Raw genomic sequence first — 23819 nt, 5'->3', positions numbered from 1 at the left:
GGAGTCTGTTCTTTTATTTGATTCATGATTACTGTTACCAGGTAAAGCTGCTGAAGTAAGAGTCTAAGTCTAATTGCTCTTGGCAAAGCTATATTTTTTTAGTCCCAATCTTTTATCTTCCATTAGCGTGCAAGCTCGGAGGCAAAAATCTCACTTGAATCCCTGACTGTGATGTTATGATGTTGGGTGCCTAGCCCGTTCAATGTTTCGTTGTGATGGTCAATAATAGAGATGGCGTTCAGGGTCGGGGTATTGGCTGTCGAATGGCAATCGCCAACCAAGGTTACCTCATAGCCGTGTGAGACTGCGCTTCGGCAAGCTGTATCAATGCAAAACTGAGTTTGAAAGCCAACAATAATGAGATGCTCGATACCTCGATTTATAAGTTCCTGATGCAGTGCTGTTTCATAGAATGCGTCGCATGCTGTCTTTTTAATCACTATCTCACCCTCAAGAGGTGCAACGTTAGGATGAATCTCAGTCATATGCGCTCCTTCTTCAAAAGGAGAGCCGGCTGGACCAATATGCTGAATAAACAGAACAGGGATGTTGAGCTGACGAGCTTTTGCTTGTAAGGAACTAATTTTGCCAACGATTTCTTCCCCATGATAAGAATGATAGGTAATGATGCTCTGGGTGTCTACAATAACCAGTGCTGTTTTATCAATCATATAGGTGATCATCCTTCCTTATTTTGGCTTATATAAAGTATACAACAATTAAAAGTAGTGAAATACATCTATTGCGACAAAAAAAGGAAAACAGAGAGAAAGTGACGGAAAAGGCTGCTTTTACGTCAAACGATGAGAAGAGTGTAAAGGAAAAATAGCTGGAAGCTTTCCTTTTACAAGAATAAAGGATGGGAAAAGCTTATGACGACAATCTTGATTATTGAAGATGATCCGAAAATTGCAGAATTGCTGCGAGAACATATAGAGAGATATAAATACCGAGGGGTTGTAATCCAAAATTTTGATCTCATTATGGAGAGCTTTTTAGAATGGAAGCCAGACTTGGTTTTGCTAGATATTAATTTGCCCAGCTTTGATGGCTACTACTGGTGTCGTCAGCTTCGAACGATCTCCACGTGCCCCATCGTGTTTATATCAGCTCGCAGTACAGAGATGGATCAGGTAATGGCACTTGAGTATGGTGCAGATGATTTTATTACCAAACCCTTTCATTATGAGCTAGTAATAGCCAAAATTCGCAGTCAGCTACGCAGAGCCTATGGAGATTATGCCCCAAAGATGGAGGAGCGCATGGTCGAGCAAAAAGGCTTATGCCTTTATCCAGAGAGATTAGAAGTGAAATTGCAAGAAGAGAGCAGCTTACTGACTAAAAAGGAAGCGATCTTACTGGAGGCCTTGCTCACTGCTTATCCACGTGTGTCGAGTCGGGCTAAGCTCTTAGACAAACTGTGGGATGATCAGGCATTTGTAGATGATAATACATTGAGTGTGAATATCACTCGCTTGCGAAAGAAGCTTGCTGAGTTAGGAATAGAAGATGCAATTGAGACGGTCAGGGGAGCCGGCTACCGATTACAGATCACGTGGAATCATGCAGGAGGTACAGGGTGAATGGACAGAGAGCGCAACACGAGTACCTTTGAAGGGAAATCGAAGGTACGATCAGCTAGAAATAAGTCTTTTGAAATGGATTCATCCGGCAACAAGCAGCATGTATGGCTCTTTTTGCGTGAGCATGTCCCGCTTATCTTATATTCCTACATCTTAATGCTGTTTCTCTTGCTTGTTTTTTGGTTTGATGGCTATGATCATATGCTGACAGCCTTGTATGCTATTTTTTTAGGGACTTTTCTTTTACTGATATATCTTGCGTACCGATATGTGAGCCATCGTGCTTTTTATTTGCGCCTATCCCAGCCGTTTGAGGCTATGCATGAGTTCATGTCAGAATTCAACCACTCGCCGCTTCCAGAAGCTTTAGCAACCTTATTGGAGGCCCAATATAAAAGATATCAGGAGCAGATAAAGAGTTGGGAACGCCAGCATCAAGATCATATTACCTTTATGAATCAGTGGGTACATCAGATGAAAACACCGTTATCCGTCATCGAATTAATTACCCAGAAGGAAGATGACGAGCGATTTGAAAGCATTGCGGAGGAGACAGATAAGCTGCGCAAAGGCTTAGAAATGGCGTTATATATCTCAAGGCTGAAGACATTTGAACAGGATTTTAGCGTGGATCATGTCCGTTTATTACCGATTGTAAATAAAGTTGTTCATGATAATAAGAGGTTTTTTATTCGAAATTACGTTTATCCTGACGTAAAAATGGAGTCGACATTAACAGTGGAAACGGATGCGAAATGGCTGGTCTTTATGCTGGATCAATTGTTATCGAATGCCATTAAATATTCCGCCGGTACACATGAAAAAGTGACGATTGCAGCTTTTACGCAGGGCGAGTCTGTTGTTTTAGAAGTACAGGATAGAGGAGTAGGCATACCGACAGCCGATCTTCCCCGCGTGTTTCGCGCTTTTTTTACCGGGGAAAATGGAAGGGAATTCAAGGAATCCACGGGAATGGGTCTGTATTTAGTCAAGGAAGTGGCAGAAAAGCTGAATCATTCGGTCGAAATTCAGTCTGAGAAGGGCAAAGGAACGATCGTACAGATTATTTTTCCATATGCTTCTCGTCGCTTCTAACATGGGGATGGACTAATGAAATCTTACAAATCTGTAAGCAAAATGAAAGAGTGTTTTATATGAACATTCCCCCCAGTTGATTACACTAAGATAACAGAAATGAAAGGAAAGGGGAGTATGCATAATGGATATCGTAAAAGCTCGTGCACTTAGCAAAATCTATCAAGGAAAAATTTCTTATGAAGCGCTATCCAATATTGATTTGACAATTAAAGAGGGGGAGTTTGTTGGGATCATGGGTCCGTCGGGAAGTGGTAAAACTACCCTGCTGAATATGATTTCTACCATTGATTCGCCTACATCAGGGGAAGTGCTGATTAACAATCAAAACCCGCACCTCCTTTCACCGGATCAATTGGCGCTATTTCGAAGACAAGAACTGGGATTTGTGTTTCAATCATTTAACCTTTTACACACGCTGACAGTTAAAGAAAATATTCTATTGCCGTTAACTCTTGATGGCACTAGCTTAGAGATCATGAATGAAAAAGTAGCCGCTATTGCTGACAGATTAGGCATTACTCCTATTTTAAATAAACGCACGTATGAGATCTCAGGAGGACAAGCCCAGCGAACAGCAATTGCAAGGGCAATGATTCATAAACCGAAATTACTGCTTGCCGATGAACCTACAGGTAATTTGGACTCGAAGGCAGCCCGAGATGTCATGCAATTGTTATCATCCTACAACGCGGTAGATCAGACTACTATGATGTTAGTTACGCATGATGCTTTCGCAGCTAGCTATTGCAATCGAGTTGTATTCATTAAAGATGGAAAGCTCTTTAATGAAGTATACTGTGGGGATAATCGTCAGGCATTTTATCAGAAAATCATGAATGTATTGTCGTTATTAGGGGGAGAAGCACATGACTTTTCAACAATACGCTCGTAATAATGTAATGCGCAACAAACGAGCCTATGCTGCCCATTTTTTAAGCTGTGCCTTCTCTGTGATGATGTTTTTCACCTATGCCCTGATTGCCTTTCATCCCCAATTACAAGGAGAATTGACAGGCTGGAGTTCAACAATGAATTCGCTTGGAAAAATGGCGATGCAATTGCCTCCCTATTTTATCTTCATCTTTTCTTTTTTCTTTGTGCTGTATTCTGTCAGTGCTTTTTTGCAAACTCGGAAAAAAGAATTTGGTATTTTACTTATCCATGGGATGACAAACAAGCAGCTAAACAAGCTTGTTTTTATGGAGAATATGATGATTGGTGTTCTTTCAATGGCGTCAGGAATATTGGTTGGTCTGGTATTTGCTAAGCTTGTGCTGCTGATTAGTGCAGATATGCTAGCTATTGCAAAAGGACTACCCTTTTATTTACCTTATAAAGCTATTGGAATTACCTTACTGGCCTTTTTTGTCTTGTTTTTAGCGATTTCTTTCTTTACTTCCAAAACTATGAGAGTCAACAAGCTGGTTGAACTATTGCAAGCGGGTGAGAAACCGAAGCCGGAGCCTAAGGCTTCTATTGGGTTATCCATCCTTGCTGTTATTTTGATTGGAGCAGGCTATTTTTGTGTTTTCTGTTTTGCGAGGGGCATCTATTTGTTTTCGCTATTATTTAGCGGGGTCGCACTAGTTGTCGTTGGAACCTACTTTTTCTTTACCCAGTGCAGTGTATATACCATTCGTTTTTTACAGAAGAAAGACAGGTTATTTTTTAAAAGAACCAATATCCTCACGATGTCTGAATTGGTTTACCGCATGCGAGATAATGCAAACATGTTTTTTATGGTAGCGGTTGTTTCAGCAGTAGCCTTTGTGGCAATCGGCACCTGCGCCGCTATGGGAAATCAGGGGCTGGCTAAAATAAAAAATCCATATGCATTTACCTATGTTTCCTATGCAAAAAATCCGCAGGAGAAGGAGCATGTTTCGCTAATTGGAAAAGAGCTAACAGATGCGGGATTCTCTTATCAGCAAGCCTATGCAGAATTATTCTGGACTGACAATGATATGATCATGTCCCTTACTCACTATAACCATTTAGCGCAGGCTCTTGGCTATCCAATAGAGACTTTACATGAAGGAGAATTTCTGTGGATACCAGGGAAATATGCCCATGAGCGAGGAAGCAGTAAGCAGAATAGAGAAAGTCAGCTTCAGATTACACATGGAAATGTAAAGCTCGATTTATCAATGAAAAAAGTGGTTGATCATATGGTTATCCCACAAAATTTTTCCGACGATTACTATGTGGCAGTAACAGATCAGGCGTACGAAAAAATCCTAGCTAGCCGCTTGACAGCCAATACAGACTCGACCACAGAGGGGTTGCAAAAGGACAGCGACCAATCTAGTACGTCAGAGCAAGCCCAAGCCCAGAATATGCAAGAATCCACTGAAGCAGAAACTGAATCTCATCCGATGAGAATCAATGTTTTTGCGGTAGATAACTGGGAAAACACGGTAGACGTAGCAAATCATTTGAATAATACATTGCTAAACTATGAATCACCGTATATGTTTTCTGCTTTAAGCTTGGAGTGGAAAGAGGCAAAGCAAGAGAATGGATTATTACTGATATCGAGCGTTATGATTGGCATTGTGTTCTTCACGTTTGCTTCTAGCTTTCTTTACTTCCGATTATATACAGATTTGGACAGGGAGCATGCCCAGTATCAGCTCATCGGAAAGCTAGGCTTAACTGGGAAAGAATTAAGAAAAACGGTCACAAGACAATTGCTGATTATGTTCTTTTTACCTATCGTAATAGCGATTGTCCACAGCGGGGTTGCATTTACTGCTCTGCAACAATTGCTTCCCTATTCTGTTGTAGCAAGCTCTGTGATTGTTCTAGGTTGCTTTGTGGCGGCCCAGTTTCTGTATTTCTGGCTGATTCGTTGGCGGTATCTTAAATTGTTGCACAGAGGGATAGTCTAAAAAAGGAAATTCCGAGGTCCATATTAGAAAGCATAATTTCATACATCAAAGAATAGAGGATATAAAATATAAGGCATAGGGAAGTAAGTTTCCTTATGCCTTTTCCTATATGATGAAAAAACTAGATCGTCAAAATAAACTTTATGGCCTGCTAGGTTGGTATATCAAATCATTTGGACTTTGCTCGCTTTTCCTTCATTCTGCGAAAAAGCTCCAGGCTTTCCTTTAGGTATTCAGCCTCTTCTGCTGTTAAAGAGTCTCCACCTGTGATAAAGGCAAGTCCGGTAGCATCTTCCGTTTCATTTGAGGAGAAGTGAGGTTCTTCTTTTGTTTGTTTGTTGAGCAAATAGTCGGTAGAGGTTTGATATATTTCAGCTAATTCCTTAAGCGAAGTAGCATCCGGCTCATAGGTATTTGATTCCCATTTTGAGACAGTGGTGTTGTCGACGCCTAGTTTGTTTGCAATCTCTTTTTGGGTCCATTTATATTCTTTGCGTTTTTCCTTTAATCGTTCTCCAAGTGTCATTCTATCACCGCCTTGTCTACCTTATGATCCATACCTAGCTTGTTTAGCTCTATTATATCTATTCAGTTGAGGTATTAGCAAGTTTTGGTTGACTTTTGAGTTTTAATCAACTAATATAAAGTTGAAAGTTGATTAATGCTCAAGTTTTGCGTATTCAATCAAATTGCTTCAGAAGGTTCCAGAGGAGGAAGATGAGAATGCGGTCTACAGAGATGAAACTAACACTGGACATGAAACAGGTGACAATTCCGGTTGGTAGGGAAGCTAGTATGGTTCTCATCGACCCTGTTCAAGGGAAGATTAAAATAGTGCCTCTGGTTCACCACGGTGAGACTGTAGTCAAATCTAGCCAAGGAAAGATAGCAAAAATAGCATTTCTAGAAAATGAATTATTTTAACAACTACATATTAGCCTGATACCGAGATGCGGGAGGGCGCTGGATATTTCCACGATGAGTGGGAGTTTCTAGCGTCCTTTTTTCATTTGGAAAAACAATCAAACCTGTATCGGCAGCAAATCAATGAAAAAGGAGGGAGATCATGAGCAAGCCCAATCAAAAACAAAGAAGCCTACATCAAGAGAGGAAAGCTTCAAAAAGACAGAAAAAACCTAGAACAATCTCAGAGTATGAATGGAGACGCTTGATGGGTGATACCACAAGCATTCAATTTCTGAAGGATAGAGCGGCAAGCAGACGGTGAGCTTACACCAATCAAGCAGATAAGGCAATGATCGTATAGGAGAAACCGACGATTTTGTACCGGAATGGAATAAAAGATGCACATGTAAAAAAGTACGTAAAATCAAGGGGGATAAAGGCATGGCAAAAAGTATAAAAAAACTAATTACTTCCTACAAAGCAACCAAAAAACAACTGAAGAACATGTTAGCTGAAATAGAGAATTCCAACCAAGAAGCTAGTGCCGGCGGTGTACATGGTACAGATCGGGAAGCATTGCGCAGTAGTCTGGCCGCAAGCATTCGCGATGTGGAGTATGCGATTAAATGGCTGGAAACAGGCAGACAACCTGATAATCAACGAGGTATTCAGAGACGATCAAAGGAACAGCGAGAGATTTTATTAGACCCTTTTAAAATGCAAAGCTATGTGAGTCCGGGAACAGGAGGATGCCGTGTCGGTGTGAGTGATGCAGAACGGCAGCTAATAGATTTTTATCTTCAGTTCGTTACAGAAAAAGAAAGAGAGTGCTATCTGATGGTGCATGGGAGCGGCTTTACTCATGAGAAAACCGCTGAAATGCTCTTTATATCCCGAGGAAATGTATCTACCTTGCTGTCTCGTGCCCAACAAAAAATTGAGTTTGCCAAGAATGTAACAGCTATCCTTATGATGGCTGTTTTCTTTTTACTCGTCGGATGCGTCAAAATCTATTTTTGCGAACGTTTGTTTGTGTGGGGCAGAAGCCACCTATAAGTGTAAGGACCATTTGGCGAGGCAGTAACGGTTGAGCAAGGAGGTACGCACCAGAATGATCCTGCATCCAAGATTACTAGGAGCTGTCAGAGAACAACTGGCTAATGAAAGAAAGCCATTTATACACAAGCAGCTAGCATCTGTAAAACGATCAGCAGAACAAAAGGTAAACCAGACTAGAAAGCAGGCAACAACATATGAGGGAAGATCGCCTCCCATATCCACACTAAACAATGAGCAAAAGCCTTGAAAGGAGGTGCAAATAGAGATGGACAGGGATTTGTCCACGCTAATTGATTTGGTAGAGGAGGCATATCCCCATATACCGATCATTTCCCAATTAGGAGAGTGGATGGAGGGGACGTTTCCATTACCATCCGCTTTTGTCATGACCCAAACGATCAGTGAAAAGGGAAATAGCCTGACCAGCTACAAAGTGATTTGTGAAGCAACTATTATGTTGCACTATCCCTTGGAGCAAGAAAAGCAAGTTCCGCTTTCGACAGGTGTCTTGCGAGATTTGTTACGAAAGCAACGTTATAGTTACCGAGGCAAAAATAAGCTCTTGCTTGATATCGACCCGAGCACTTTTTCTGTGAATACCGAAAAAAAGGAACGGGCAGAAATAACATTTCGCTATGAGTACCTTATGCCTGTACGAAGAGAGCAGGTTGAGAAAATTGCTATCTTTGATGTGAAGGAGGATGGACATGGCTAAATCAACAGGCCAAACCAATGGTGGTGCAGTCAAAAAAACACTGCTAAAAAAGAACAACGAGCGAGTAGAGTCACAGCCCCTCAACACTACTGCTCAGGAGAACAAGCGCACTCGTCTGGAATGGATTGAGAGTGCACCACTGTTACAAGCTGAGCGGTTTGAAGTAGCAGGAGCGTTACATGCATTTACGGATCAGCAGGTAATTAATGAAGAACAAGTACGACAATACGTATCTACATTTCGAGGAGGTAAATAGTATGACAATCCAACGTGAACGACCAGGTGTAAACGTAGAATTAAAGGCGAAAGCACAGGAGCGAGTCCTACCGAAAAGTGGTGTGGTACTAGTACCATATCTAGCTGAATGGGGAGCCCCTGATCAGGTCATTACAATGAAGGGTTATGAAGAGCGCGTAGCAGAAACCTTTGGACAAATCGATATTTTGGAGTTGGCCGCAGAAGGTGGCGCTACTGTAGTTGGCTATCGTATGACGAACGGTAAGAGTGTTGCGGCCAGCTATTCACAAGAAGGTTCGATTGCTATTCAAGCACGTTATCCAGGCTTAGTTGGTAATGAGCTACAAATTTCGATCAAGGATTCCACAGCAGAATTAGGTAAAAAGGAATTGCAGGTCAAAGGCCCAGTAAAAACAGAGAAGTTCTCGTTTGCAAATATGGACGAGCTAGTAACCAAAGCAGAACAATCCATCTATATCAAGGTGAAAAAGCTGGGTGACAAAGCAGTAGAAGAAACAGCAATGACGGCACTCTCGGGTGGAACTAGCGGCATTGCTACTTTATCGGCTACTGACTTTACTACTCTATTTAACTCTATCTCAGGTGTTGATTTCGACGCGATGTATTTACCGTCGGCTGATGCGGGAATCCAAGCAGCAGCTAAACAATTCATGGTGGATCGCGAGCTTTTTAGCAAAAAACGTAGCACGCTAGTAATCGGAGGTTTGCCGGAAAAAGATAGCAACATGAACGAGCATGTGGAGCGCTCTGTCGCCAACAACTCTCGACGTGTCGTAAACTGCGCCATTGCAGGTCAGCATGTAAACGGCAAGACCTATGCAAGCTTAGAATGGGCGGCATGGCTAGCAGGTATGATCGCTGCTACGCCAGCTCACATTTCTCTGAGTGCACAGCTAGTGCCGATGAAAAAGGCGGCAAAGGATTGGGGACACACTGAAATTCAAAACGCGCTTAACTCTGGTACATTGATTGCCGTTCGCGATGGTGACGTGTACCTGATTGAAAGTGCGGTCAACACCTTAACGACATTAAAAGCAGCAGAACGTGAGGATTTTGGCAAAATTCGCGTCTCAATGACCCTTGACCAAATTGTTAATGACATTACCTCTGTTGGGAAAAAATATAAAGGCAAACTGGACAATAACGATATTGGCGGTGCGACGTTCGTTGGAGCGGTTAAGACCTATCTCGAAGTGCGTGAAGCGCAAGGCGCTATTGATAAAGGCTGGATTTTTGAAGATAAGAAAAATGGAATTGGTGACAAACGCGGATTCCGCTTAGCCGCCAAGCCACTAGATGCTATTGAGCTTTTCGATATTGAATGGGAGGTGCTGTAAGCATGCGTCAAAGCGATATTAAATTAAAAAATTGTCAGGTATACGATGAAAATGGTGATCCAATCTACGGTACATTGGAAGGAAAGGCCGTCTTAAAAACAGAGTATGGCGATGTAAAGCGTCTGCAAAAGGGCTCGGTGCAAACTATTGACTCTTGGCATGTGGAGGTTACTTTAAAGGTATCATCTGTTAACGCTCTGCTCAAATATTTTTGCGTGGATCAAATTACGGAGGGTAAAACTCCCGTAATTCCACAGCTTTTGGGCGAAATGGTCGATAAGGAAAACGGCAATACAGAACGCGTTCGTTTAACGGATATCTATTTAAACCCAGAAGAAATCACATTATGGGAAGCAAAGGCAGATGGAAACGATAACGCGACTTATGAAATTAAAGGCCGCAGTAACAAGAAGCCTGATTATCTTGATAAATTGCCAGAATATACAGAAGAATAGGGGGCTTTTTCATGGGGAAATTAGAAAAATTCTTAGCGCAAGCAAATGAAACAACACCACGTCATGAGATAGAAGTCAGCATTGATGGCGAGGTATGGAAGGTACGTCAGCTAACCTTAATGGAAAGTCGGATTTGTGAGCGTGAAGCTGATAAAGGCGATAAATTCGACTGGTATCGCTATAATGATGCTCGCATTGTTAAGGCGACTGAGCACGATTTTAATTGGAATGATCCAGAGCTAAAGAAAGCCTACAAAGCAGGGGACAAATTCGAGCTTCCTGGCAAATTATTTGATCGCAACCCGGACGCATATGCGCTCCTTATAGAAACCGTGCGCAAAGCAAATCAGGGTCAGACAGAAGAAGAAGCGATTGAAGAAGCAAAAAACTAATTCAATCCGACGCGGAGGCTTGGCATGTAGCGAAGGCTTATCTGCATGGCAGAGGTCTCCCGGCGGAAATCGTAGAGTATGAAGTAGATCGTTATAAGCAAAAATTATTTATTATCGCATGTCAGATCATTGAATTAGAGGCGGAGGAGAAATGATATCCTCCGCCGTTTTTTTGCTGAAGAAAAGATATAGCATGAACGGAGGTGAATGCAATGGGCAACGATATGGTTGTTGAGCTACTTTCTGTCCAGAAAGAGATGTTTAAGGTAAGGCAGGGCATGCTGGAATGGAAAAGAGACTCGGCTTCGTTGCAAGCAGCTCTGGGACAACTGGGACGCGGATTTTTACAAGAAGCTGATAGGATGGAACGGCGCATTAAAGAGGTGCGTTCTCAATTACAGCAACTGGGAACCTCCGTACAAGCCAAGCTTCGTGTAGAAATAGACGATCAGGCGACACAAAAAATTTCGCAGATGCGCAGTCAATTTAGCCAACCCGTGGTGGTGAGCGGCGGAGGAGATGACGGCGGCTCTGCTAACCCCTTTGCTGACCCCGTAGGGCAGGGGATGAGCTGGTACAAAAACTCAATCCCTGAATCTCAAGCTGCGGCAAAAGAACGCGGATTATTTATTGCCAAAGGAAAAACGGATGCCGAGGTCCAAGATTTAGATCGTAGTGTTGAGAAAATCATCCAAATCAACCCGGAACTAAGCAAGACAGAAGCTATAAACATCTATAACAAAAGTGACGATGTAAATGCAAAGGATAAGGCTGCATTTGCCGAATATGCTACCAAATTAAGTATGACTACAGGGTTTTCTGCTGACCAGAGCTTAAAAATGATGGCTCTATTACGCGACAGCACAGGAGTTAGTGATCCTGAGCGACTGGCAAATTCTCTTCAATATATGAGTAACAATATGAAGGATTTTAGCGATGATTTTGTACCCTCTATGATCAAATATACCTCCCAGCTAGGGATGGTAATGGATACACCAGAGAAAATGGCGATGATGGTCGGCGAAATTGGCAACATGGGTATTCCATCAAATGACATGCCGCTAGGCGCGTTAAAAGATATTGCCTTAAAAATGTCTTCTCAGGGTGAGCTGAGTAAAGTATTACAAAAAGGCTATGAGGCGGACGGGAAAAGTCCTGAGGAAGCCAAACGGCTAGCTGACATAGAGGCCATTCAAGTAACCCAGCTCTTGCATTCAGATAATAAAAGCGATAATCAGCAGGCGATGGGACGTATTTTTATGAATCTTGCTTCTATTAAAGATGATAATGTACGTCAAGAGATGCTAAATGCAGTAGGCTCAGGCTCTGGTAAGGAGCTATTGCAGCATCTAGTGCCGCTGATGGAGAAAACGGGTAAAATTTCTGCTGGCGAAGTTGAAAATAAAGTGGCTAATAATGAAGCAAATAAATCCTATAAGGCTGCAATTGACCAAAATCCTTGGTTTGAATATATGCAAGCCCAAAGTGAAGCCAAGGCAGCCATGGTGGACTTAACAGCTACAGTAGCCAAGGATTTAACACCGGTCATAAAAAAGTTAGCTGGTATATTGACTTTCTGTATCAAAACTTTTAATGAATTACCAGAGTTGGCTAGATATACCATAGAGGCGATAGGTATCTATACTCTTGCTAAAATGGCGAAGGGAAAGTCAGAGGAAGAGGAAGAAGAAGAAGAACCAGATGACAGTCCAGATGCAGGTGGGGAAGAACGTAAGAAGCGTAAGGGCTCGAAGAAAAAAAGAGGAGGCAAAAAGGGGAAAAGAAAGCTAGGGCCCTTTACATTCGGTGGAAAAAACACGGGAGGACCCAGCAAATCAACCAAAAATAATCCAAGTAGCCCAAGTAATAAGAAAAAAACTACGAAACCAAAAGCTAAACCCAAGCCAGCCAAGCCAGTTACTCCTAAATCTAAACCTCCTACTACAGTCCCTAAAAAAGCTGGCAAGCCCACTACCGGATTCGGCAAATTAAAGGACATTGGCGGTAAAGCTTTTGAAGGGATAAAAAGCTTTGGTGGTGCCGCGTGGGACGGATTAAAGAACCTGGGCGGCAAAGGCTTTGGTGGGGTGAAATCCTTTGGAAAAGGTCTGTTGAAAAAAATCCCTTTTGTAGGAGAAGCAATGGGCCTCGCCTCATTGGTTACCTCTGACAACAAACCGATGGAGCTATTAAAACTTGGTGGAAGTGCCGGGATGAAAGCGGCAGGTACTATGATTGGCGCTACAGTCGGCTCGATTGTGCCAGGATTAGGCACAGCGGTTGGCGGAGCAGTTGGTGGATTTTTAGGTTCGGTTGGTGGAGACTTCCTCATGGAAAAATTGCCTGATTGGTTCGGATGGGGCAAAGAAAAGCCAGAGACACCACCTGCACAAGTACCTCCAGCACCAGCACCGACTCCAGCTAGTGGTGATGCCAGCCCTAGTCAAATCAAGTCTGCGAGCAGTAAGCCACAAGATACGTTAACAACGACACCTGCACCACAAGTAACGCCGGCAGCTGCTAATGCCGCAAATAAGAAGGATACAGCTCAAAATCTATCGGTAACGGTCTCTTCCATGCCTATCACGCTACATGCAGATGGTGTGCTTCAGGATGTTGCAGGTATGATTCGATTATTGAAGGACCCTACTGTTACCAATGAAATTAAACGTATCATCGAGACTGCTTTCGTCAATGCATTAGAGACTAGAGGTGGAAAAGCATGATTCGTATGCAGGGAAAGTATCGGCTGACGTTTCCCGTAACCCCAGCAGAGGTGCAAATAAAAGGCTACGGAAATGATGCAGAAACATCTACCAGTATTTCGCTTGTTACCAAAAACAGACTATCTGCTAATCGAGCGAAGTCAATTTCCTTTGAGTTTTGGCTTCCAGGCGATATAGAATCTCCTTTAATCGAAGTGCAAGGCTATCAGGGACCACGTGAATGGTTAGCCGGTCTAGATCGAATCTCAGGGAAAGAGGTTCTGCTCACAATTGACGAGTTAAATTTAGCATGGAATGTCTTAATCGGCCCTGTGGATGGGACGTTTAAAGGAATGAATGTAGATTATTACGGGTCCATTGAATTACCGATTTTTATTAAAGATGAGTTCGTAGAGTGGTCTAGCAATAAAGAGCTTCTACAGCCGCCTGTGATCATGGCTAAGCAACAAAAGGCTCGTGCCAATACGACAGGAAAAACCGCAAAGAAACAGCAATCATCCCCATATCTTTTAACACCAGCCAAAAATATGATTCATCAGGATAGAGAGATGCGTAGCAAACAGCTTACTCGTATCCAAAAGAAAAATGCTGAATATAAAAGCAAAGCCTAGGAGGGAGCGGCTATGCGTGTGATTTATGGAAAAGATGCTACCCGACTTGATGTAACACCTGCCGTGACGGATGTTTCTTGGTCCTCATCCAGAGGACAGATTGCCCAGGTGTGTCAGATTCAGCTACGGAATCCCCCTGTATTAGCTGCTGCTGGCTATCTCATGATGTTTCCTAATGAAGCCAAGGAAAGCGAACAGCTCTTTCACGGCCCCTTAGTCGAATGGAATCGGGACGAAAAAACGAAGGAGCTGAGCGGAACTGCTTACGAGCTGTCATGGTATTTACAAAAAAATGATTGCTCAAGACCCTATTTGAAAGGGGATGCAGGGAAGGAGCTGGAGAGGATTATCCAGGGAGCAGGCATTTCGTTTCAATGCCCTGCCTTTGGATTTACGGTAAAGGAACGGCTCCCTTCCCAGCCGTACACCTCGTTGTTTACAGATATAGCGGAGAGAGCCTTTGAACGGACAGGACTTCGCTATTTTATCCAGCACCAACGTGATAAGCTGATTGTGCTGGCAGAGGGAAATAATCCTTATGTCCCTGTGTTTCAGGCTAATATGCTGGAGGCTAGCTCTACCGGGGAAAGCTTGGAGGAGGTGTACACGGCTGTAACGGTAGAACGCTATGAAGGAGATCGGGTAGCAGGCAGAGTCACGAGGGAACATCAAGATTTGATGAAAAAGATCGGACGGATGCAAAAAATCATTGATGCAGGCGAGGAGAAGAATCTCGCCTCTTTGGCGTCCAAACAGCTTGCTACGTTAGCTAAAATACCGCGAACACGCTCCATAACCGTTCGTCACACAAATTCACTCATTGCTAGATTGCGGGCAGGCTGGCTGGTGAAAATTCAGGAGATAAATGGTCAACAAAGCAGTTGGATCGTGACCTCCTGCAATACCCGATGGAAAAACAGGGAATTTGTGATGGACTTACAATTGGAATGGAGAGGATAGGATGCAACAAGCGATTAATAGATTGTTTACCCAAGCAAGAAGTGGCATTAGTGATACCCAGATCGAATTTGGCACGCTACAAAATTATGCCCCAGTGGTCATGAAACTAGATCAGGACCCAACGCCCCTAAAAGAGGTAGAGGATGATCTAGTATTCTTTAAAGATGAGCTATTTACAGAGCCTCAACTAGGGGCTACCTATGCTCTAATGAGATGTTCTTCGGGGCAATATCTGGTGCTGGGTGAGGTGAAATAAATGTTTCCTGCTTTAGAAAGTAATCGAGAGTTAACAGATACTCCTTCCCCGATACCCTGGACTTATAAATTGGATTGGACTACGTTTCAATTTATCAAAGGAACAGATGGTCGCCATGTAAAGACTAGTAATTATGCTGAGTATTTGGAAGAGATTGCGAAAAAAATCCTGCATACCAAACGATTTCAATATGCGATTTACAGTGATCGGATTGGGGTAGATTTTTTTGAGCATATTGGCAAGCTCCCTAAGCATGTACCTTTAGCCTTGATTAAGCGGGATATGGAGGATGCGCTGGAGGCTCATTCAGAGATTGAGCGAGCAGAGGTTATGGATATTCGATATCTAGAGAATCGAATAGGTTTGAGACTAGAGATTGAAGGGATACGGGGAAAGACTAAGGTGGTGGTAGATATTTGGAAACGTTAGAGCAGCCGCAAATGCCCGTCCTTAGAGAATCTCCAGATGAAATTTATCAACGAATCGTTAATCGCGCCCTTGCCTACGCTGAGGCGAAAGGCCAGACTCCTCCAGCAACAGAAGAAGGGGAGGTTTTTTATGATTTTTGGTACCCTTTAGCAGAAGAAATAGCTGATCAGCAGCTATTATTAGAATACGCTTTTCTTCAGGGCTTTGTTGTGTGGGCAGATGGTGAATTCCTGGAGGCGCACGGCATCGCAGAGGGTGTTGAAAAAAAGATAGGTGAAAGTGACGAGGATTATCGGAAACGTATTATCGATAAAAAACGAACGACAGAAGGAAACGGCCGCACTGAAGATTATGTTAGCTGGGCACTCGCGTTGGACGGAGTAGGTGGAGCTGTTGCTGTTGAGCATGAACGCAGTGACGTATCGGTCGACCTGTACCTAGTGGATCTTGATGGGGTGCCGGTCACTTCTGAATTTGCGGGCAGGATTAGAGGATTGCTTGAAAAAAAGCGAGTAGCTGGTCACGATCTACAGTGTCATTCTGCCGACATTTTCGACATTGAGGTCAAAGTCAGACTCAGTATGGCGGATGATACAAAACGCGATCAAACGATGCTCCTGCTAAAAAAACGAATACAGGACTATGTAAGAAAGCGCAACACCATTGTGTATCAGAAAATGGGCACGCTTTTTTGGGTTGATGGCATTACCGATTACGCTGATTACACGTTAAATGGCGGTACAAGCAATATTACAAAACCGCAAAAAGCCGTCTTTCATGTGATCATGGAGGTTCTGACATGATTCCATTTACGTACCGTGAACGACTGCCTCCCTATTGGTATGAAAACGATGTAGCAGAGATTCATTTTTCGGCAACAGGTCAAGAAAGCTTGTTTCAAAGAGAGAAGATTCAAGACATAGGTCGTCAATTTATTTTGCCGCAGGCTACCTACAGCTTGGATATTTGGGACTGGATTTATTTTAACGAAATCCAAGTGGGAGGCCATGAGGAAAGACGGCTGAATATCATACGAAAACGACTGTCCAGCCTCCCTTTTACGCTCGAAACACTTCGCTCAATCGGCAAAGAAGCAGGGGATCTTACAGAAATTGAAGAGGATTATCTGCAAAAAGAAATAAAATTCCATTTCAAAAACACACGGACAGTTCAAGTAACCCAATTGCTTGAAGACTTCGAGGCAATTCGACCCGTACATGTTAAAAAAGCAAATGTTACACTCTTTGATCTATTCGTTTGGCCTATAAGACATCAGAGGCGCAGCAGGGTTTTATCTCGTTCGAAGTTCCCCGGTCCTTTTTTACTGCCAATAGACGGGACGGCTCCTATCGATGGAACATGGTCGTCTACAGGTAAAGAAATCCTACATCGCATGCGATATGGATACGTAAAGCGTCACCACTTCGGGACGCCTTTTTATTTCCCGTACAGTACCCCAATCCATGGCTGGCCGATCGGATTAGCAGGGGTTCGCTCCTGCCTGCGCGTAACACTTGCTATGCAAGGGAATTTTCATCATCAAAGCAAGCTCCCTATGCGACTGGTACAAAGCGTGTTATTTCCAGGACCTAATTCATTTCCCATCGACGGAACAATCCCGGTAGACGGGAAAATGAGTTTTCAAGGCGGAAGAATTTCAGTAAGAGAGCGGATTAACGTCAAAATAACTCGAATTAGCCATAAGGCAGTGTCACCAGATTGGACAGAAAATGAATGCTATCCCATAAATACCTTGCCTATAGATGGCTCCTGGGCAATCCAAGGAATCGGGGCCACTCCCCTACAGATTGAACAATTTGGCGGCTCCCATAAATCAAAAATTCAAGTACGCCGCAAAGACGGTGTTTGTATAAAAAGGATGGTGATTGTGTAGTGGCACAGCTAACCACGTTGCACGGTAGAAACAGTATGGCGAAGGCTTTCGCGGGAGATGCGGCATTTCCTAAAGTAGCCGGCTTAGCCTTTGGCACAGGGGGGCATGATCCCAGCAACCCCGTAAAGGATAAAGCATTGACTGCTAAACAGGTGGATTTATTTAAAAGGGTCATCGTTATTCCTATCGAGACCCATTCCTATCCAGGGGACGGCATTGTGAGATTCTCCCTTACATTGACACACGACAAGATACCTGGGAATGCTTTCAGTGAGGCGGCTTTAGTAGATGAATCAGGAAAGGCCTTAGCGATTCAGACATTTGGGCTAAAAACGATTGGACCCAATGAGGAATTCTACTATGACTGGGAGGAGGTTTGCTAATGGAATACCAAGGCGAGGCCAGTAAATTAACAGGTAAGATTCAGCTTGTCAGTGAGGACCTATCTAACCCTACGTATTTTACCCCACAATTGGCGAATGAATCTTTCTTGAAGAGGATTGCGAATACGGAGGCAGCGTGTCTTACAAATACGGAGCAGATTGAGCGGACGTTAGGGATGGTTGATAATCTAGCCCAAAGTAAATTAAGCAAAGGTAAATCCTCTTTTGCTGGTAACGGGGTAGCGAAAACAATTGCTCACGGATTAGCTAGTACTCCTACTGCAGTTCTTATCACGGCTAACGAAAATCCTAAAGGATATCTTGGGGAAGTGTGGTACACCGCTGATGCAACTAATCTTAGTGTATTTAACAGTGGTTCAGCTACAACAGCTTTTACTTGGGTTGCATTTAAGTAAGGGGGTGTACTCTTTTGACATTATCTATTGGGGAATTGAAAGAACAAATACAAGTTGCTGGGGATAAAAGTGCTATCGTTACTCGGCTGGATATGCAGGCGTTGAAGACAGCTATAGAAAGCAAGCAAGGTAAAGTAGTAAATGCGTTAAGTTTGCAGACAATTAAAGATGGTATCTCTACAATGATTTTTGAGGCTGATTTATATTTTGCTTCAGAAAGGACTACACATGATGGGATTAATTACATTGGCAAAACGAAACTAAACAAGCTAGGGGAATCTGTGAAACTAAGAGAGTATACCCCAGCACAGATGTCTTTTCTTTTGAATCAAGGTCCTATCACGTTTGATAGCACACTTCAGTATTTTTATATGCAAGGAAACAAATTTGATTTAACTGGACAACTGATAGCTAATATAGGTCAGAGATCAGATATAGATAGTTTGGATAATGTCTATACAGCTAATTCAAAGTACCCTTCTGGCCCTCCATACGAATCTATTTTAACGGTAAAAAAATACACTAGAAATCTAAATTTACTTTGGGAGAAAACAATAACACTAAAGTTTTCTATTCATGAACCAGATAGAATTTGGGTAAATGATAGTTTTGTGGTAATTCAATGCGACCGCACTGAGTTAGTTTTTTTGGACACAGATGGTAACTATCTTTATTCAGACAGAAGAGGTTCAGGTTATTGGACGACTTATTACAATGTATTATCTAAGAAGGTTGTAGATGCGGGAGGTAAGAAAGAAACATATTTTTATAGGAACCTTTTGGATGGTGGTGACTTCTCCAGTGATACAACCTGGAGATACCAAGTAACAGACACTAAAATTACCCCGATATGGCAAAAAAAATACGGAACTAGAGTAGACGATTATGGGCAATGGGCAGTAGATGATAGTAAGGATATTTGTTATATGACAAGGATTATCGGAACAACAACTTATGGATATGAACTTTGTAAGTATGGGAGTGATGGTCAAATACTAGCAACTGCCAAAAACCTGCGAGCAGCTTCCATCTGCATTGGTAAAGATGGTTTTCTGTATGCATTGGGGGAGGACAAATTAATGAAAATAGATAGTTCATTAAAGGTTATGAGTGAAGGCTTAATATTACAAAGATCATCTCATAGTTCTATAGCCATTGCAGAATAGAAGTAAACAAAAGGAGGATTTTTCATGATTTATATAGAGCATGAAAACAGCGTTGTAACGTTTGTACACTATATGCCGTTCGATGAAGTAAACGGATTAGGCAAGAGTTCCGAAGAATTGCAAACAACTGGTCTATTGGTAGATTCGATTCCTCAGCCAGAGGCAAACGGAAAAATTCCTAAGTTATTTATTAATCCAAAAACTCAAGAATTGTGGTATGAGTATACGGATAGACCATTGAGTCCAGAAGAAGAAATTGTACGATTGAAAGCCCAGTTGAAAATTACACAAGATGCGCTCGATGCATTGCTGTTAAAATAGGAGGAATAAACGTGAATAAACTTTATTTTTACTGCATGATGAGATGGGAATCAGGAGCATGGGACGAGGAAGAATTATCAATAGCTGTTTCAAAAGGACATATTACTAAGAATGAAAAAGAGAACATAATATCCACTCAGCAATAACGTCTTTTCCATTCGGAGAGGGCGCTTTTTCATCAGAGAGCTGTTTATACGGCTCTCCAATTACAAAGGCGGTGATAGAGATGCCAGAAGTAAAAAAACCAGACATGCCGCTGTTACGCGAAACAGCCGAAGAGATTTATCAACGGATGTATAATCGAGCGAGTGAACTTGCTCAGGCCCGTGGTGAGACGCCCCCTTCCCCAGAAGAAGGCGAAATTTTTTACGATTTTCACTACCCGCTCGCATTAGAAATATCCGAGCAACAACAATTGGATGAATATCGCTTTTTGCAATGGTATTTACCCTGGGCAGACGGAGAATTTTTGGACGCCTGGGGATTATTTTTAGGTGTGAAGAGAAAAACGGCTGAGCCCGATGATCTGTATCGCCAACGCTTGATTGCTAAGGCGGGAGAAGAGGAAGGTTCAGGGGCTGAGTACGATTACAGGCGCTGGGTAAAGGAAGTACCCAATGTAGGAGAGCTGTTTATCTGGGGTGAGGCACCAAATACAGTGCATATTGCGTTAACCGATCAAAAAGGGCAACCAGCCGATGAAGCTTTAGTAGAAGCTGTAACAAAGCATCTAGCACAGCCAAATAAGCATAGTCTAAACGACAAGCTAGTGGTTCAGGCAGCGAAAGCATTGGAAGTAACAGTCAGCGGAGATTTGCTGGAGTGGGAGTCCTCTGCATCTGTAGATGAAATAAAACAGCAAATACAAGCTGACATTGTGGAATATATCAATAAGCAGAGTAAGAAGATTCTTTATTCTGAAATCTATCGCTTGTTTAAGGTAGCTGGTGTGGTAGATTATCGGAATGTTTCGTTAAATGATGCTCAGAAAAATATTGATCTCACCTTTTCAACCATACCGATTGTGAAAAATGTGACGGTGAGTACGCCATGACGATGATTCCAGAAAAATATCGGGCGATGCTGCCACCCTATTGGTATGAGAATCAGGCAGCGGTGCATCATTTTGAGGCAGGAGAAGCTGAGAGAGAGTACCAACAGGCTCGCAAGCTAGACTTAGAGCGGCAAATGATGATCACAACAGCTACATGGGGACTGCCGTATTGGGAGGATATGTTTCAGGTTACTCCCAAGCAGGGAGATTCCTATGAGACGCGACGTGCACGTGTCATGGCAAAGTATCGGGAGCGTTTGCCCTTTACGCCAGCGTTGGCAGAGAGTATTACCAGACTTTTTATCAAAGAACAGGCAACTGATCACGTTCTCATAGAGGAAAACCCAGATACAGGCTATTTCTATATCTCGGTTCCCATATGGTCAATTTATGACGTTGCCTCGTGGGTGCATGATATTCATAAGCGAAAGCGAGTCCCACATGTGTTTATGCCGCAGTTGGCAGTGTCAGACGAGATTCTGTTTCATGAAAGAATTACAATCAACCAGAAACGTTACCACAGGGTGCATGAGTTTCGAGCTGGTATGACTCCTCTTAAAGATCAAGATGAGGTGGTGATTTGATGGATAAAGCTTATTTGGCACGAGTTGCGGAGGACTTAGCAACTCGTGCCGCAAGTCTCATCGTAAACAATCAAACGGTTCAATTGAGGTCTGCCAAAAGAGAAGGAAGAAAGCTTGTAGTCATAACGGAGCCGGTTAGCGGAATCACGAAGGTATCTTCCTTAAAACTACTAGATGAGGCAGGCAATCTTATTACGGAAAGAATGGCTAATGTAGATGTGTTAAGTGATCAATCATTAGAATTTCGGTTTGAATTTGAAGTGAGAGGAGCGAACGACTGATGCCCTATAATCCTAAACTAGATTGGAACTATGACGATCCTGTCATGGAAACGGATATCAATAGATGGGAAAAAGGAATAGACGATGCGCACAAGCTGCTGGAACAGCATACAGTGGCTATTTCGGCTTTACAGATTGATGTGAAGACGATAAAAGATGCGGTGTTTAACAACTTTACGGATAATGTTTTTTTTGAGAACTTTGCAACACTGGACGATATCAAACTATCTGAGGGCTGGTATGACGAGGCTAACAAAAGGTTGGTGGTATAGTGGCTGTTATAAAAAAACTTGAAAAACAATTCGATGAACTTTCATATAGTTCCCAGACCCAGACATTAACCATACCAGGTTTAAATAATATTAAGTCTGTAAAAGTTAACACTGGAACCGTATCTTTTACAGTAAATGGTTCGATAGTAACTTTTAATTTATCAAGCGGCTCCTATACACGAAGAGTTCAAACAGGTGGCTCCTATACACCGCCTGATAGTAAAGAGGTAACTACTACTCAGGAATATATTACAAGTCATCCAAACTATTCTTTTCCAAGTAGCATTTCCTACAATAGCGGTGGTTATACTGGAAATCTCAGTAAGGATGGAAGCCCAGATAAAGTCAATCTTTCCCCTGGGGCCGCAGTGTTTATTTATCAATATACGCAAAAATATCGTGGTACAGTAACTAAACCTGGAAGTGATACGAGAACCTATGCCTATTATTATCAATATACGGTAACTATCGAGTATTCCGATAACTCTAATCCGACTATCGTACTCACGTCTCCAACCAACAACCAAACCCTAACCGAAAACGCTACGTTAAACATCCAAGGCACCGCCTCCGACACCGACAAAGACAACGTAGTCACAATAAAATACCGCATCAACAACGGCACCACAAGGGCGTTGCAATCCGGAGTATCCAACGGGAGCACGCCTATTTCTTTTGCCAAAACGCTAACATTCAGAACCAAACGTCTCTATGACGGCACCACCGATCTCACAGGCTCTGATTTAGCCGAAAACACCGATCATACCCTAACCATCTGGGCAGAGGACGACCAAGGCGGTAAATCACCCGAGGTGACCCGCAAGTTCCGAGTCGTCCACAATCGCCCTCCTGTTATCAATGGTCAAAACGAAGACCTCGGTGTATTTAGCGCTATCCCGTCGAAAACATACACCGTCACAGAGCCAGAGGGTGACGCGTTTACCATCACAGAAAAAATCAACGGCAAGGTGATTCGCACGTTCGCTGGAACTGACAGCAAAGAAAACACCGCAACAATCCCATTGGACACATGGTTACGCCTCTCCTTGACAGCGGTACACACTCTTACAATCGAGGCAACCGACAGCAAAGGCATGACCTCGACTCGATCGTATACCTTCCGACGATCAGCCGACAAGATAGCGTTTGCTCTAGGGAAACCATTCGGTACCGACATAGCTGCCAAACGCATCTTAGTGACAATTGACGCGACGATTCCTGCCGGTGCCGATTACAAAGCCGAGGTGTGTAACAACGCGTTCGACGAGTTGCCGACATGGGAAGACGCGACCAACCATGTTAAATTCAACCGAGGCTTCATTTTCACCAACAAGGAAAAAACAGCAGAAAAATGGGGCGTTAGCGTACGTTTTTCATTCACTAGAGGAACAGCAACTGAGCCAGTTATCGTAAGAGGATTCGGAGGTGCATTCGATTGATCCTGACTAAACCAAAAGCATTATCTCAAATTGAGAAGGAGAGGGAGCAGGAACAATTGCCCATCCAGACGTTAGGCCAAGAACTTGCAATGCAGAAAGTGGAGTTGGCACAAAAAGACATCTTGATCCAGACTTTAGGCCGCGAGATTACTGGTCTAAAGCTTGAATTAATTCAGATAAGGGGTGGCGCGTAAATGGAATTTTGGAGAATCGCATATCAGTATAAATGGGTGACCGCGGAGCAATTACGACTAGCCGTTAAAACGGAAAGTAACCCGTATGGAGAGATCACACCGGCCGATTACGAAGAGATTACCGGAATCAAATTCTAGG

At 42.9% G+C, this 23819-nt stretch carries 33 protein-coding genes; 31 read left to right on the top strand and 2 right to left on the bottom strand.

The window, feature by feature from the left end; genetic code table 11:
• Window positions 1-122: 122 nt before the first annotated feature.
• Window positions 123-671, bottom strand: a complete 549-nt coding sequence (locus AYJ08_RS15700; RefSeq protein WP_064018508.1) for a cysteine hydrolase family protein — start codon at window positions 669-671, stop codon at window positions 123-125.
• Between the two features lie 201 nt (window positions 672-872).
• Here AYJ08_RS15700 and AYJ08_RS15695 point away from each other — a divergent pair, with 201 nt between their 5' ends.
• The 4 genes from AYJ08_RS15695 (at window position 873) to AYJ08_RS15680 (ending at window position 5572) form a co-directional block, all read left to right on the top strand.
• Window positions 873-1583, top strand: coding sequence for a response regulator transcription factor (locus tag AYJ08_RS15695; RefSeq protein ID WP_064018507.1), 711 nt, complete (start codon window positions 873-875; stop codon window positions 1581-1583).
• Between the two features lie 156 nt (window positions 1584-1739).
• The gene (locus tag AYJ08_RS15690; RefSeq protein ID WP_082890986.1) at window positions 1740-2678 is read left to right on the top strand and encodes a sensor histidine kinase; all 939 of its coding nucleotides are present in this window, start codon (window positions 1740-1742) and stop codon (window positions 2676-2678) included.
• Window positions 2679-2802: 124 nt separating this feature from the next.
• Window positions 2803-3573, top strand: a complete 771-nt coding sequence (locus AYJ08_RS15685; protein WP_031412190.1) for an ABC transporter ATP-binding protein — start codon at window positions 2803-2805, stop codon at window positions 3571-3573.
• Window positions 3548-5572 carry an ABC transporter permease gene (locus AYJ08_RS15680; protein ID WP_064018506.1) on the top strand — a complete coding sequence of 675 codons (2025 nt, stop codon included), beginning with the start codon at window positions 3548-3550 and terminating at the stop codon, window positions 5570-5572. The genes AYJ08_RS15685 and AYJ08_RS15680 overlap by 26 nt, the downstream gene beginning before the upstream one ends.
• A 169-nt stretch (window positions 5573-5741) precedes the next feature.
• Here the strand turns inward: AYJ08_RS15680 and AYJ08_RS15675 are convergent, their stop codons facing one another.
• The gene (locus AYJ08_RS15675) at window positions 5742-6098 is read right to left on the bottom strand and encodes a helix-turn-helix domain-containing protein (RefSeq protein ID WP_064018505.1); all 357 of its coding nucleotides are present in this window, start codon (window positions 6096-6098) and stop codon (window positions 5742-5744) included.
• Window positions 6099-6295: 197 nt separating this feature from the next.
• Here AYJ08_RS15675 and AYJ08_RS15670 point away from each other — a divergent pair, with 197 nt between their 5' ends.
• The 27 genes from AYJ08_RS15670 (at window position 6296) to AYJ08_RS15545 (ending at window position 23818) form a co-directional block, all read left to right on the top strand.
• Window positions 6296-6496, top strand: a complete 201-nt coding sequence (locus tag AYJ08_RS15670; RefSeq protein ID WP_035292449.1) for an XtrA/YqaO family protein — start codon at window positions 6296-6298, stop codon at window positions 6494-6496.
• A 423-nt stretch (window positions 6497-6919) separates the two neighbouring features.
• Window positions 6920-7534 carry a sigma factor-like helix-turn-helix DNA-binding protein gene (locus AYJ08_RS15665; protein ID WP_064018504.1) on the top strand — a complete coding sequence of 205 codons (615 nt, stop codon included), beginning with the start codon at window positions 6920-6922 and terminating at the stop codon, window positions 7532-7534.
• Window positions 7535-7589: 55 nt separating this feature from the next.
• Entirely contained in the window at window positions 7590-7784 is a 195-nt protein-coding gene (locus tag AYJ08_RS15660; protein ID WP_064018503.1) for a hypothetical protein, read from the top strand.
• An 18-nt stretch (window positions 7785-7802) separates the two neighbouring features.
• Window positions 7803-8252: a hypothetical protein gene (locus tag AYJ08_RS15655; protein ID WP_031412183.1), complete on the top strand. Its 450-nt coding sequence runs from the start codon at window positions 7803-7805 to the stop codon at window positions 8250-8252.
• Window positions 8245-8508, top strand: coding sequence for a hypothetical protein (locus tag AYJ08_RS15650; protein ID WP_064018502.1), 264 nt, complete (start codon window positions 8245-8247; stop codon window positions 8506-8508). The genes AYJ08_RS15655 and AYJ08_RS15650 overlap by 8 nt, the downstream gene beginning before the upstream one ends.
• Before the next feature lies 1 nt (window position 8509).
• Entirely contained in the window at window positions 8510-9847 is a 1338-nt protein-coding gene (locus tag AYJ08_RS15645) for a phage tail sheath subtilisin-like domain-containing protein (protein WP_064018501.1), read from the top strand.
• A 2-nt stretch (window positions 9848-9849) separates the two neighbouring features.
• On the top strand, window positions 9850-10302 hold the full coding sequence (locus tag AYJ08_RS15640; protein WP_031412178.1) for a hypothetical protein: 453 nt from the start codon (window positions 9850-9852) through the stop codon (window positions 10300-10302).
• Between the two features lie 11 nt (window positions 10303-10313).
• Entirely contained in the window at window positions 10314-10694 is a 381-nt protein-coding gene (locus AYJ08_RS15635) for a hypothetical protein (RefSeq protein ID WP_031412177.1), read from the top strand.
• A gap of 212 nt (window positions 10695-10906) precedes the next feature.
• On the top strand, window positions 10907-13420 hold the full coding sequence (locus AYJ08_RS15630) for a phage tail tape measure protein (RefSeq protein WP_064018500.1): 2514 nt from the start codon (window positions 10907-10909) through the stop codon (window positions 13418-13420).
• A complete protein-coding gene (locus tag AYJ08_RS15625) occupies window positions 13417-14031 on the top strand; it encodes a hypothetical protein (RefSeq protein ID WP_003336528.1) in 615 nt (204 codons plus the stop codon). The genes AYJ08_RS15630 and AYJ08_RS15625 overlap by 4 nt, the downstream gene beginning before the upstream one ends.
• A gap of 12 nt (window positions 14032-14043) precedes the next feature.
• Window positions 14044-14991 (top strand): XkdQ/YqbQ family protein, encoded by a 948-nt coding sequence (locus AYJ08_RS15620; protein WP_031412174.1) that lies wholly within the window; start codon window positions 14044-14046, stop codon window positions 14989-14991.
• 1 nt (window position 14992) lies between these two features.
• Window positions 14993-15247, top strand: a complete 255-nt coding sequence (locus tag AYJ08_RS15615; RefSeq protein ID WP_064018499.1) for a hypothetical protein — start codon at window positions 14993-14995, stop codon at window positions 15245-15247.
• Window positions 15248-15676, top strand: coding sequence for a DUF2634 domain-containing protein (locus AYJ08_RS15610; protein WP_064018498.1), 429 nt, complete (start codon window positions 15248-15250; stop codon window positions 15674-15676). It abuts the gene before it with no gap.
• Window positions 15664-16479 (top strand): baseplate J/gp47 family protein, encoded by an 816-nt coding sequence (locus AYJ08_RS15605; RefSeq protein ID WP_064018497.1) that lies wholly within the window; start codon window positions 15664-15666, stop codon window positions 16477-16479. Before AYJ08_RS15610 ends, AYJ08_RS15605 begins: the two co-directional genes overlap by 13 nt.
• Window positions 16476-17570, top strand: coding sequence for a hypothetical protein (locus AYJ08_RS15600; RefSeq protein ID WP_064018496.1), 1095 nt, complete (start codon window positions 16476-16478; stop codon window positions 17568-17570). The genes AYJ08_RS15605 and AYJ08_RS15600 overlap by 4 nt, the downstream gene beginning before the upstream one ends.
• Window positions 17570-17953: a hypothetical protein gene (locus AYJ08_RS15595; RefSeq protein WP_064018495.1), complete on the top strand. Its 384-nt coding sequence runs from the start codon at window positions 17570-17572 to the stop codon at window positions 17951-17953. The genes AYJ08_RS15600 and AYJ08_RS15595 overlap by 1 nt, the downstream gene beginning before the upstream one ends.
• Window positions 17953-18369 carry a hypothetical protein gene (locus AYJ08_RS15590; protein WP_064018494.1) on the top strand — a complete coding sequence of 139 codons (417 nt, stop codon included), beginning with the start codon at window positions 17953-17955 and terminating at the stop codon, window positions 18367-18369. The genes AYJ08_RS15595 and AYJ08_RS15590 overlap by 1 nt, the downstream gene beginning before the upstream one ends.
• Before the next feature lie 14 nt (window positions 18370-18383).
• Window positions 18384-19535, top strand: coding sequence for a hypothetical protein (locus AYJ08_RS15585; RefSeq protein WP_064018493.1), 1152 nt, complete (start codon window positions 18384-18386; stop codon window positions 19533-19535).
• Window positions 19536-19559: 24 nt separating this feature from the next.
• Entirely contained in the window at window positions 19560-19856 is a 297-nt protein-coding gene (locus tag AYJ08_RS15580) for a hypothetical protein (protein ID WP_064018492.1), read from the top strand.
• An 11-nt stretch (window positions 19857-19867) separates the two neighbouring features.
• Window positions 19868-20002 carry a hypothetical protein gene (locus tag AYJ08_RS24770; RefSeq protein WP_255365468.1) on the top strand — a complete coding sequence of 45 codons (135 nt, stop codon included), beginning with the start codon at window positions 19868-19870 and terminating at the stop codon, window positions 20000-20002.
• Between the two features lie 80 nt (window positions 20003-20082).
• Window positions 20083-20910: a baseplate J/gp47 family protein gene (locus tag AYJ08_RS15575; RefSeq protein WP_064018491.1), complete on the top strand. Its 828-nt coding sequence runs from the start codon at window positions 20083-20085 to the stop codon at window positions 20908-20910.
• Window positions 20907-21494 (top strand): putative phage tail protein, encoded by a 588-nt coding sequence (locus AYJ08_RS15570; RefSeq protein WP_064018490.1) that lies wholly within the window; start codon window positions 20907-20909, stop codon window positions 21492-21494. Before AYJ08_RS15575 ends, AYJ08_RS15570 begins: the two co-directional genes overlap by 4 nt.
• Complete coding sequence (locus AYJ08_RS15565) at window positions 21494-21775, top strand: hypothetical protein (protein WP_064018489.1); 282 nt, start codon at window positions 21494-21496, stop codon at window positions 21773-21775. The genes AYJ08_RS15570 and AYJ08_RS15565 overlap by 1 nt, the downstream gene beginning before the upstream one ends.
• A complete protein-coding gene (locus AYJ08_RS15560; RefSeq protein WP_064018488.1) occupies window positions 21775-22047 on the top strand; it encodes a hypothetical protein in 273 nt (90 codons plus the stop codon). Before AYJ08_RS15565 ends, AYJ08_RS15560 begins: the two co-directional genes overlap by 1 nt.
• On the top strand, window positions 22047-23486 hold the full coding sequence (locus tag AYJ08_RS24040; RefSeq protein WP_197490705.1) for an Ig-like domain-containing protein: 1440 nt from the start codon (window positions 22047-22049) through the stop codon (window positions 23484-23486). The genes AYJ08_RS15560 and AYJ08_RS24040 overlap by 1 nt, the downstream gene beginning before the upstream one ends.
• On the top strand, window positions 23483-23680 hold the full coding sequence (locus AYJ08_RS15550) for an XkdW family protein (RefSeq protein ID WP_064018487.1): 198 nt from the start codon (window positions 23483-23485) through the stop codon (window positions 23678-23680). The genes AYJ08_RS24040 and AYJ08_RS15550 overlap by 4 nt, the downstream gene beginning before the upstream one ends.
• Window positions 23681-23818, top strand: a complete 138-nt coding sequence (locus AYJ08_RS15545) for an XkdX family protein (RefSeq protein ID WP_022583978.1) — start codon at window positions 23681-23683, stop codon at window positions 23816-23818.
• Window position 23819 lies beyond the last annotated feature (1 nt).

Source organism: Brevibacillus sp. SKDU10 (genome assembly GCF_001645205.1).
GTDB classification, from domain to species: Bacteria; Bacillota; Bacilli; order Brevibacillales; family Brevibacillaceae; genus Brevibacillus_B; species Brevibacillus_B halotolerans.
Note: the sequence above shows the minus strand (reverse complement) of the source record. Positions and strands in the feature narration are given on the sequence as shown.

Bases quoted from the DNA above. Each gene is read 5' to 3' on its own strand.
- AYJ08_RS15700 (WP_064018508.1), bottom strand. From the start codon at position 671: ATGATTGATAAAACAGCACTGGTTATTGTAGACACCCAGAGCATCATT.
- AYJ08_RS15590 (WP_064018494.1), top strand. From the start codon at position 17,953: ATGGAATACCAAGGCGAGGCCAGTAAATTAACAGGTAAGATTCAGCTT.
- AYJ08_RS15670 (WP_035292449.1), top strand. From the start codon at position 6,296: ATGCGGTCTACAGAGATGAAACTAACACTGGACATGAAACAGGTGACA.
- AYJ08_RS15685 (WP_031412190.1), top strand. From the start codon at position 2,803: ATGGATATCGTAAAAGCTCGTGCACTTAGCAAAATCTATCAAGGAAAA.
- AYJ08_RS15575 (WP_064018491.1), top strand. From the start codon at position 20,083: ATGCCAGAAGTAAAAAAACCAGACATGCCGCTGTTACGCGAAACAGCC.
- AYJ08_RS15650 (WP_064018502.1), top strand. From the start codon at position 8,245: ATGGCTAAATCAACAGGCCAAACCAATGGTGGTGCAGTCAAAAAAACA.
- AYJ08_RS15655 (WP_031412183.1), top strand. From the start codon at position 7,803: ATGGACAGGGATTTGTCCACGCTAATTGATTTGGTAGAGGAGGCATAT.
- AYJ08_RS15565 (WP_064018489.1), top strand. From the start codon at position 21,494: ATGGATAAAGCTTATTTGGCACGAGTTGCGGAGGACTTAGCAACTCGT.
- AYJ08_RS15615 (WP_064018499.1), top strand. From the start codon at position 14,993: ATGCAACAAGCGATTAATAGATTGTTTACCCAAGCAAGAAGTGGCATT.
- AYJ08_RS15610 (WP_064018498.1), top strand. From the start codon at position 15,248: ATGTTTCCTGCTTTAGAAAGTAATCGAGAGTTAACAGATACTCCTTCC.
- AYJ08_RS15580 (WP_064018492.1), top strand. From the start codon at position 19,560: ATGATTTATATAGAGCATGAAAACAGCGTTGTAACGTTTGTACACTAT.
- AYJ08_RS15680 (WP_064018506.1), top strand. From the start codon at position 3,548: ATGACTTTTCAACAATACGCTCGTAATAATGTAATGCGCAACAAACGA.
- AYJ08_RS15635 (WP_031412177.1), top strand. From the start codon at position 10,314: ATGGGGAAATTAGAAAAATTCTTAGCGCAAGCAAATGAAACAACACCA.
- AYJ08_RS15660 (WP_064018503.1), top strand. From the start codon at position 7,590: ATGATCCTGCATCCAAGATTACTAGGAGCTGTCAGAGAACAACTGGCT.
- AYJ08_RS15570 (WP_064018490.1), top strand. From the start codon at position 20,907: ATGACGATGATTCCAGAAAAATATCGGGCGATGCTGCCACCCTATTGG.
- AYJ08_RS15690 (WP_082890986.1), top strand. From the start codon at position 1,740: ATGCTGTTTCTCTTGCTTGTTTTTTGGTTTGATGGCTATGATCATATG.
- AYJ08_RS15560 (WP_064018488.1), top strand. From the start codon at position 21,775: ATGCCCTATAATCCTAAACTAGATTGGAACTATGACGATCCTGTCATG.
- AYJ08_RS15620 (WP_031412174.1), top strand. From the start codon at position 14,044: ATGCGTGTGATTTATGGAAAAGATGCTACCCGACTTGATGTAACACCT.
- AYJ08_RS15645 (WP_064018501.1), top strand. From the start codon at position 8,510: ATGACAATCCAACGTGAACGACCAGGTGTAAACGTAGAATTAAAGGCG.
- AYJ08_RS15600 (WP_064018496.1), top strand. From the start codon at position 16,476: ATGATTCCATTTACGTACCGTGAACGACTGCCTCCCTATTGGTATGAA.
- AYJ08_RS15625 (WP_003336528.1), top strand. From the start codon at position 13,417: ATGATTCGTATGCAGGGAAAGTATCGGCTGACGTTTCCCGTAACCCCA.
- AYJ08_RS15630 (WP_064018500.1), top strand. From the start codon at position 10,907: ATGGGCAACGATATGGTTGTTGAGCTACTTTCTGTCCAGAAAGAGATG.
- AYJ08_RS15640 (WP_031412178.1), top strand. From the start codon at position 9,850: ATGCGTCAAAGCGATATTAAATTAAAAAATTGTCAGGTATACGATGAA.
- AYJ08_RS15675 (WP_064018505.1), bottom strand. From the start codon at position 6,098: ATGACACTTGGAGAACGATTAAAGGAAAAACGCAAAGAATATAAATGG.
- AYJ08_RS15695 (WP_064018507.1), top strand. From the start codon at position 873: ATGACGACAATCTTGATTATTGAAGATGATCCGAAAATTGCAGAATTG.
- AYJ08_RS15665 (WP_064018504.1), top strand. From the start codon at position 6,920: ATGGCAAAAAGTATAAAAAAACTAATTACTTCCTACAAAGCAACCAAA.
- AYJ08_RS15545 (WP_022583978.1), top strand. From the start codon at position 23,681: ATGGAATTTTGGAGAATCGCATATCAGTATAAATGGGTGACCGCGGAG.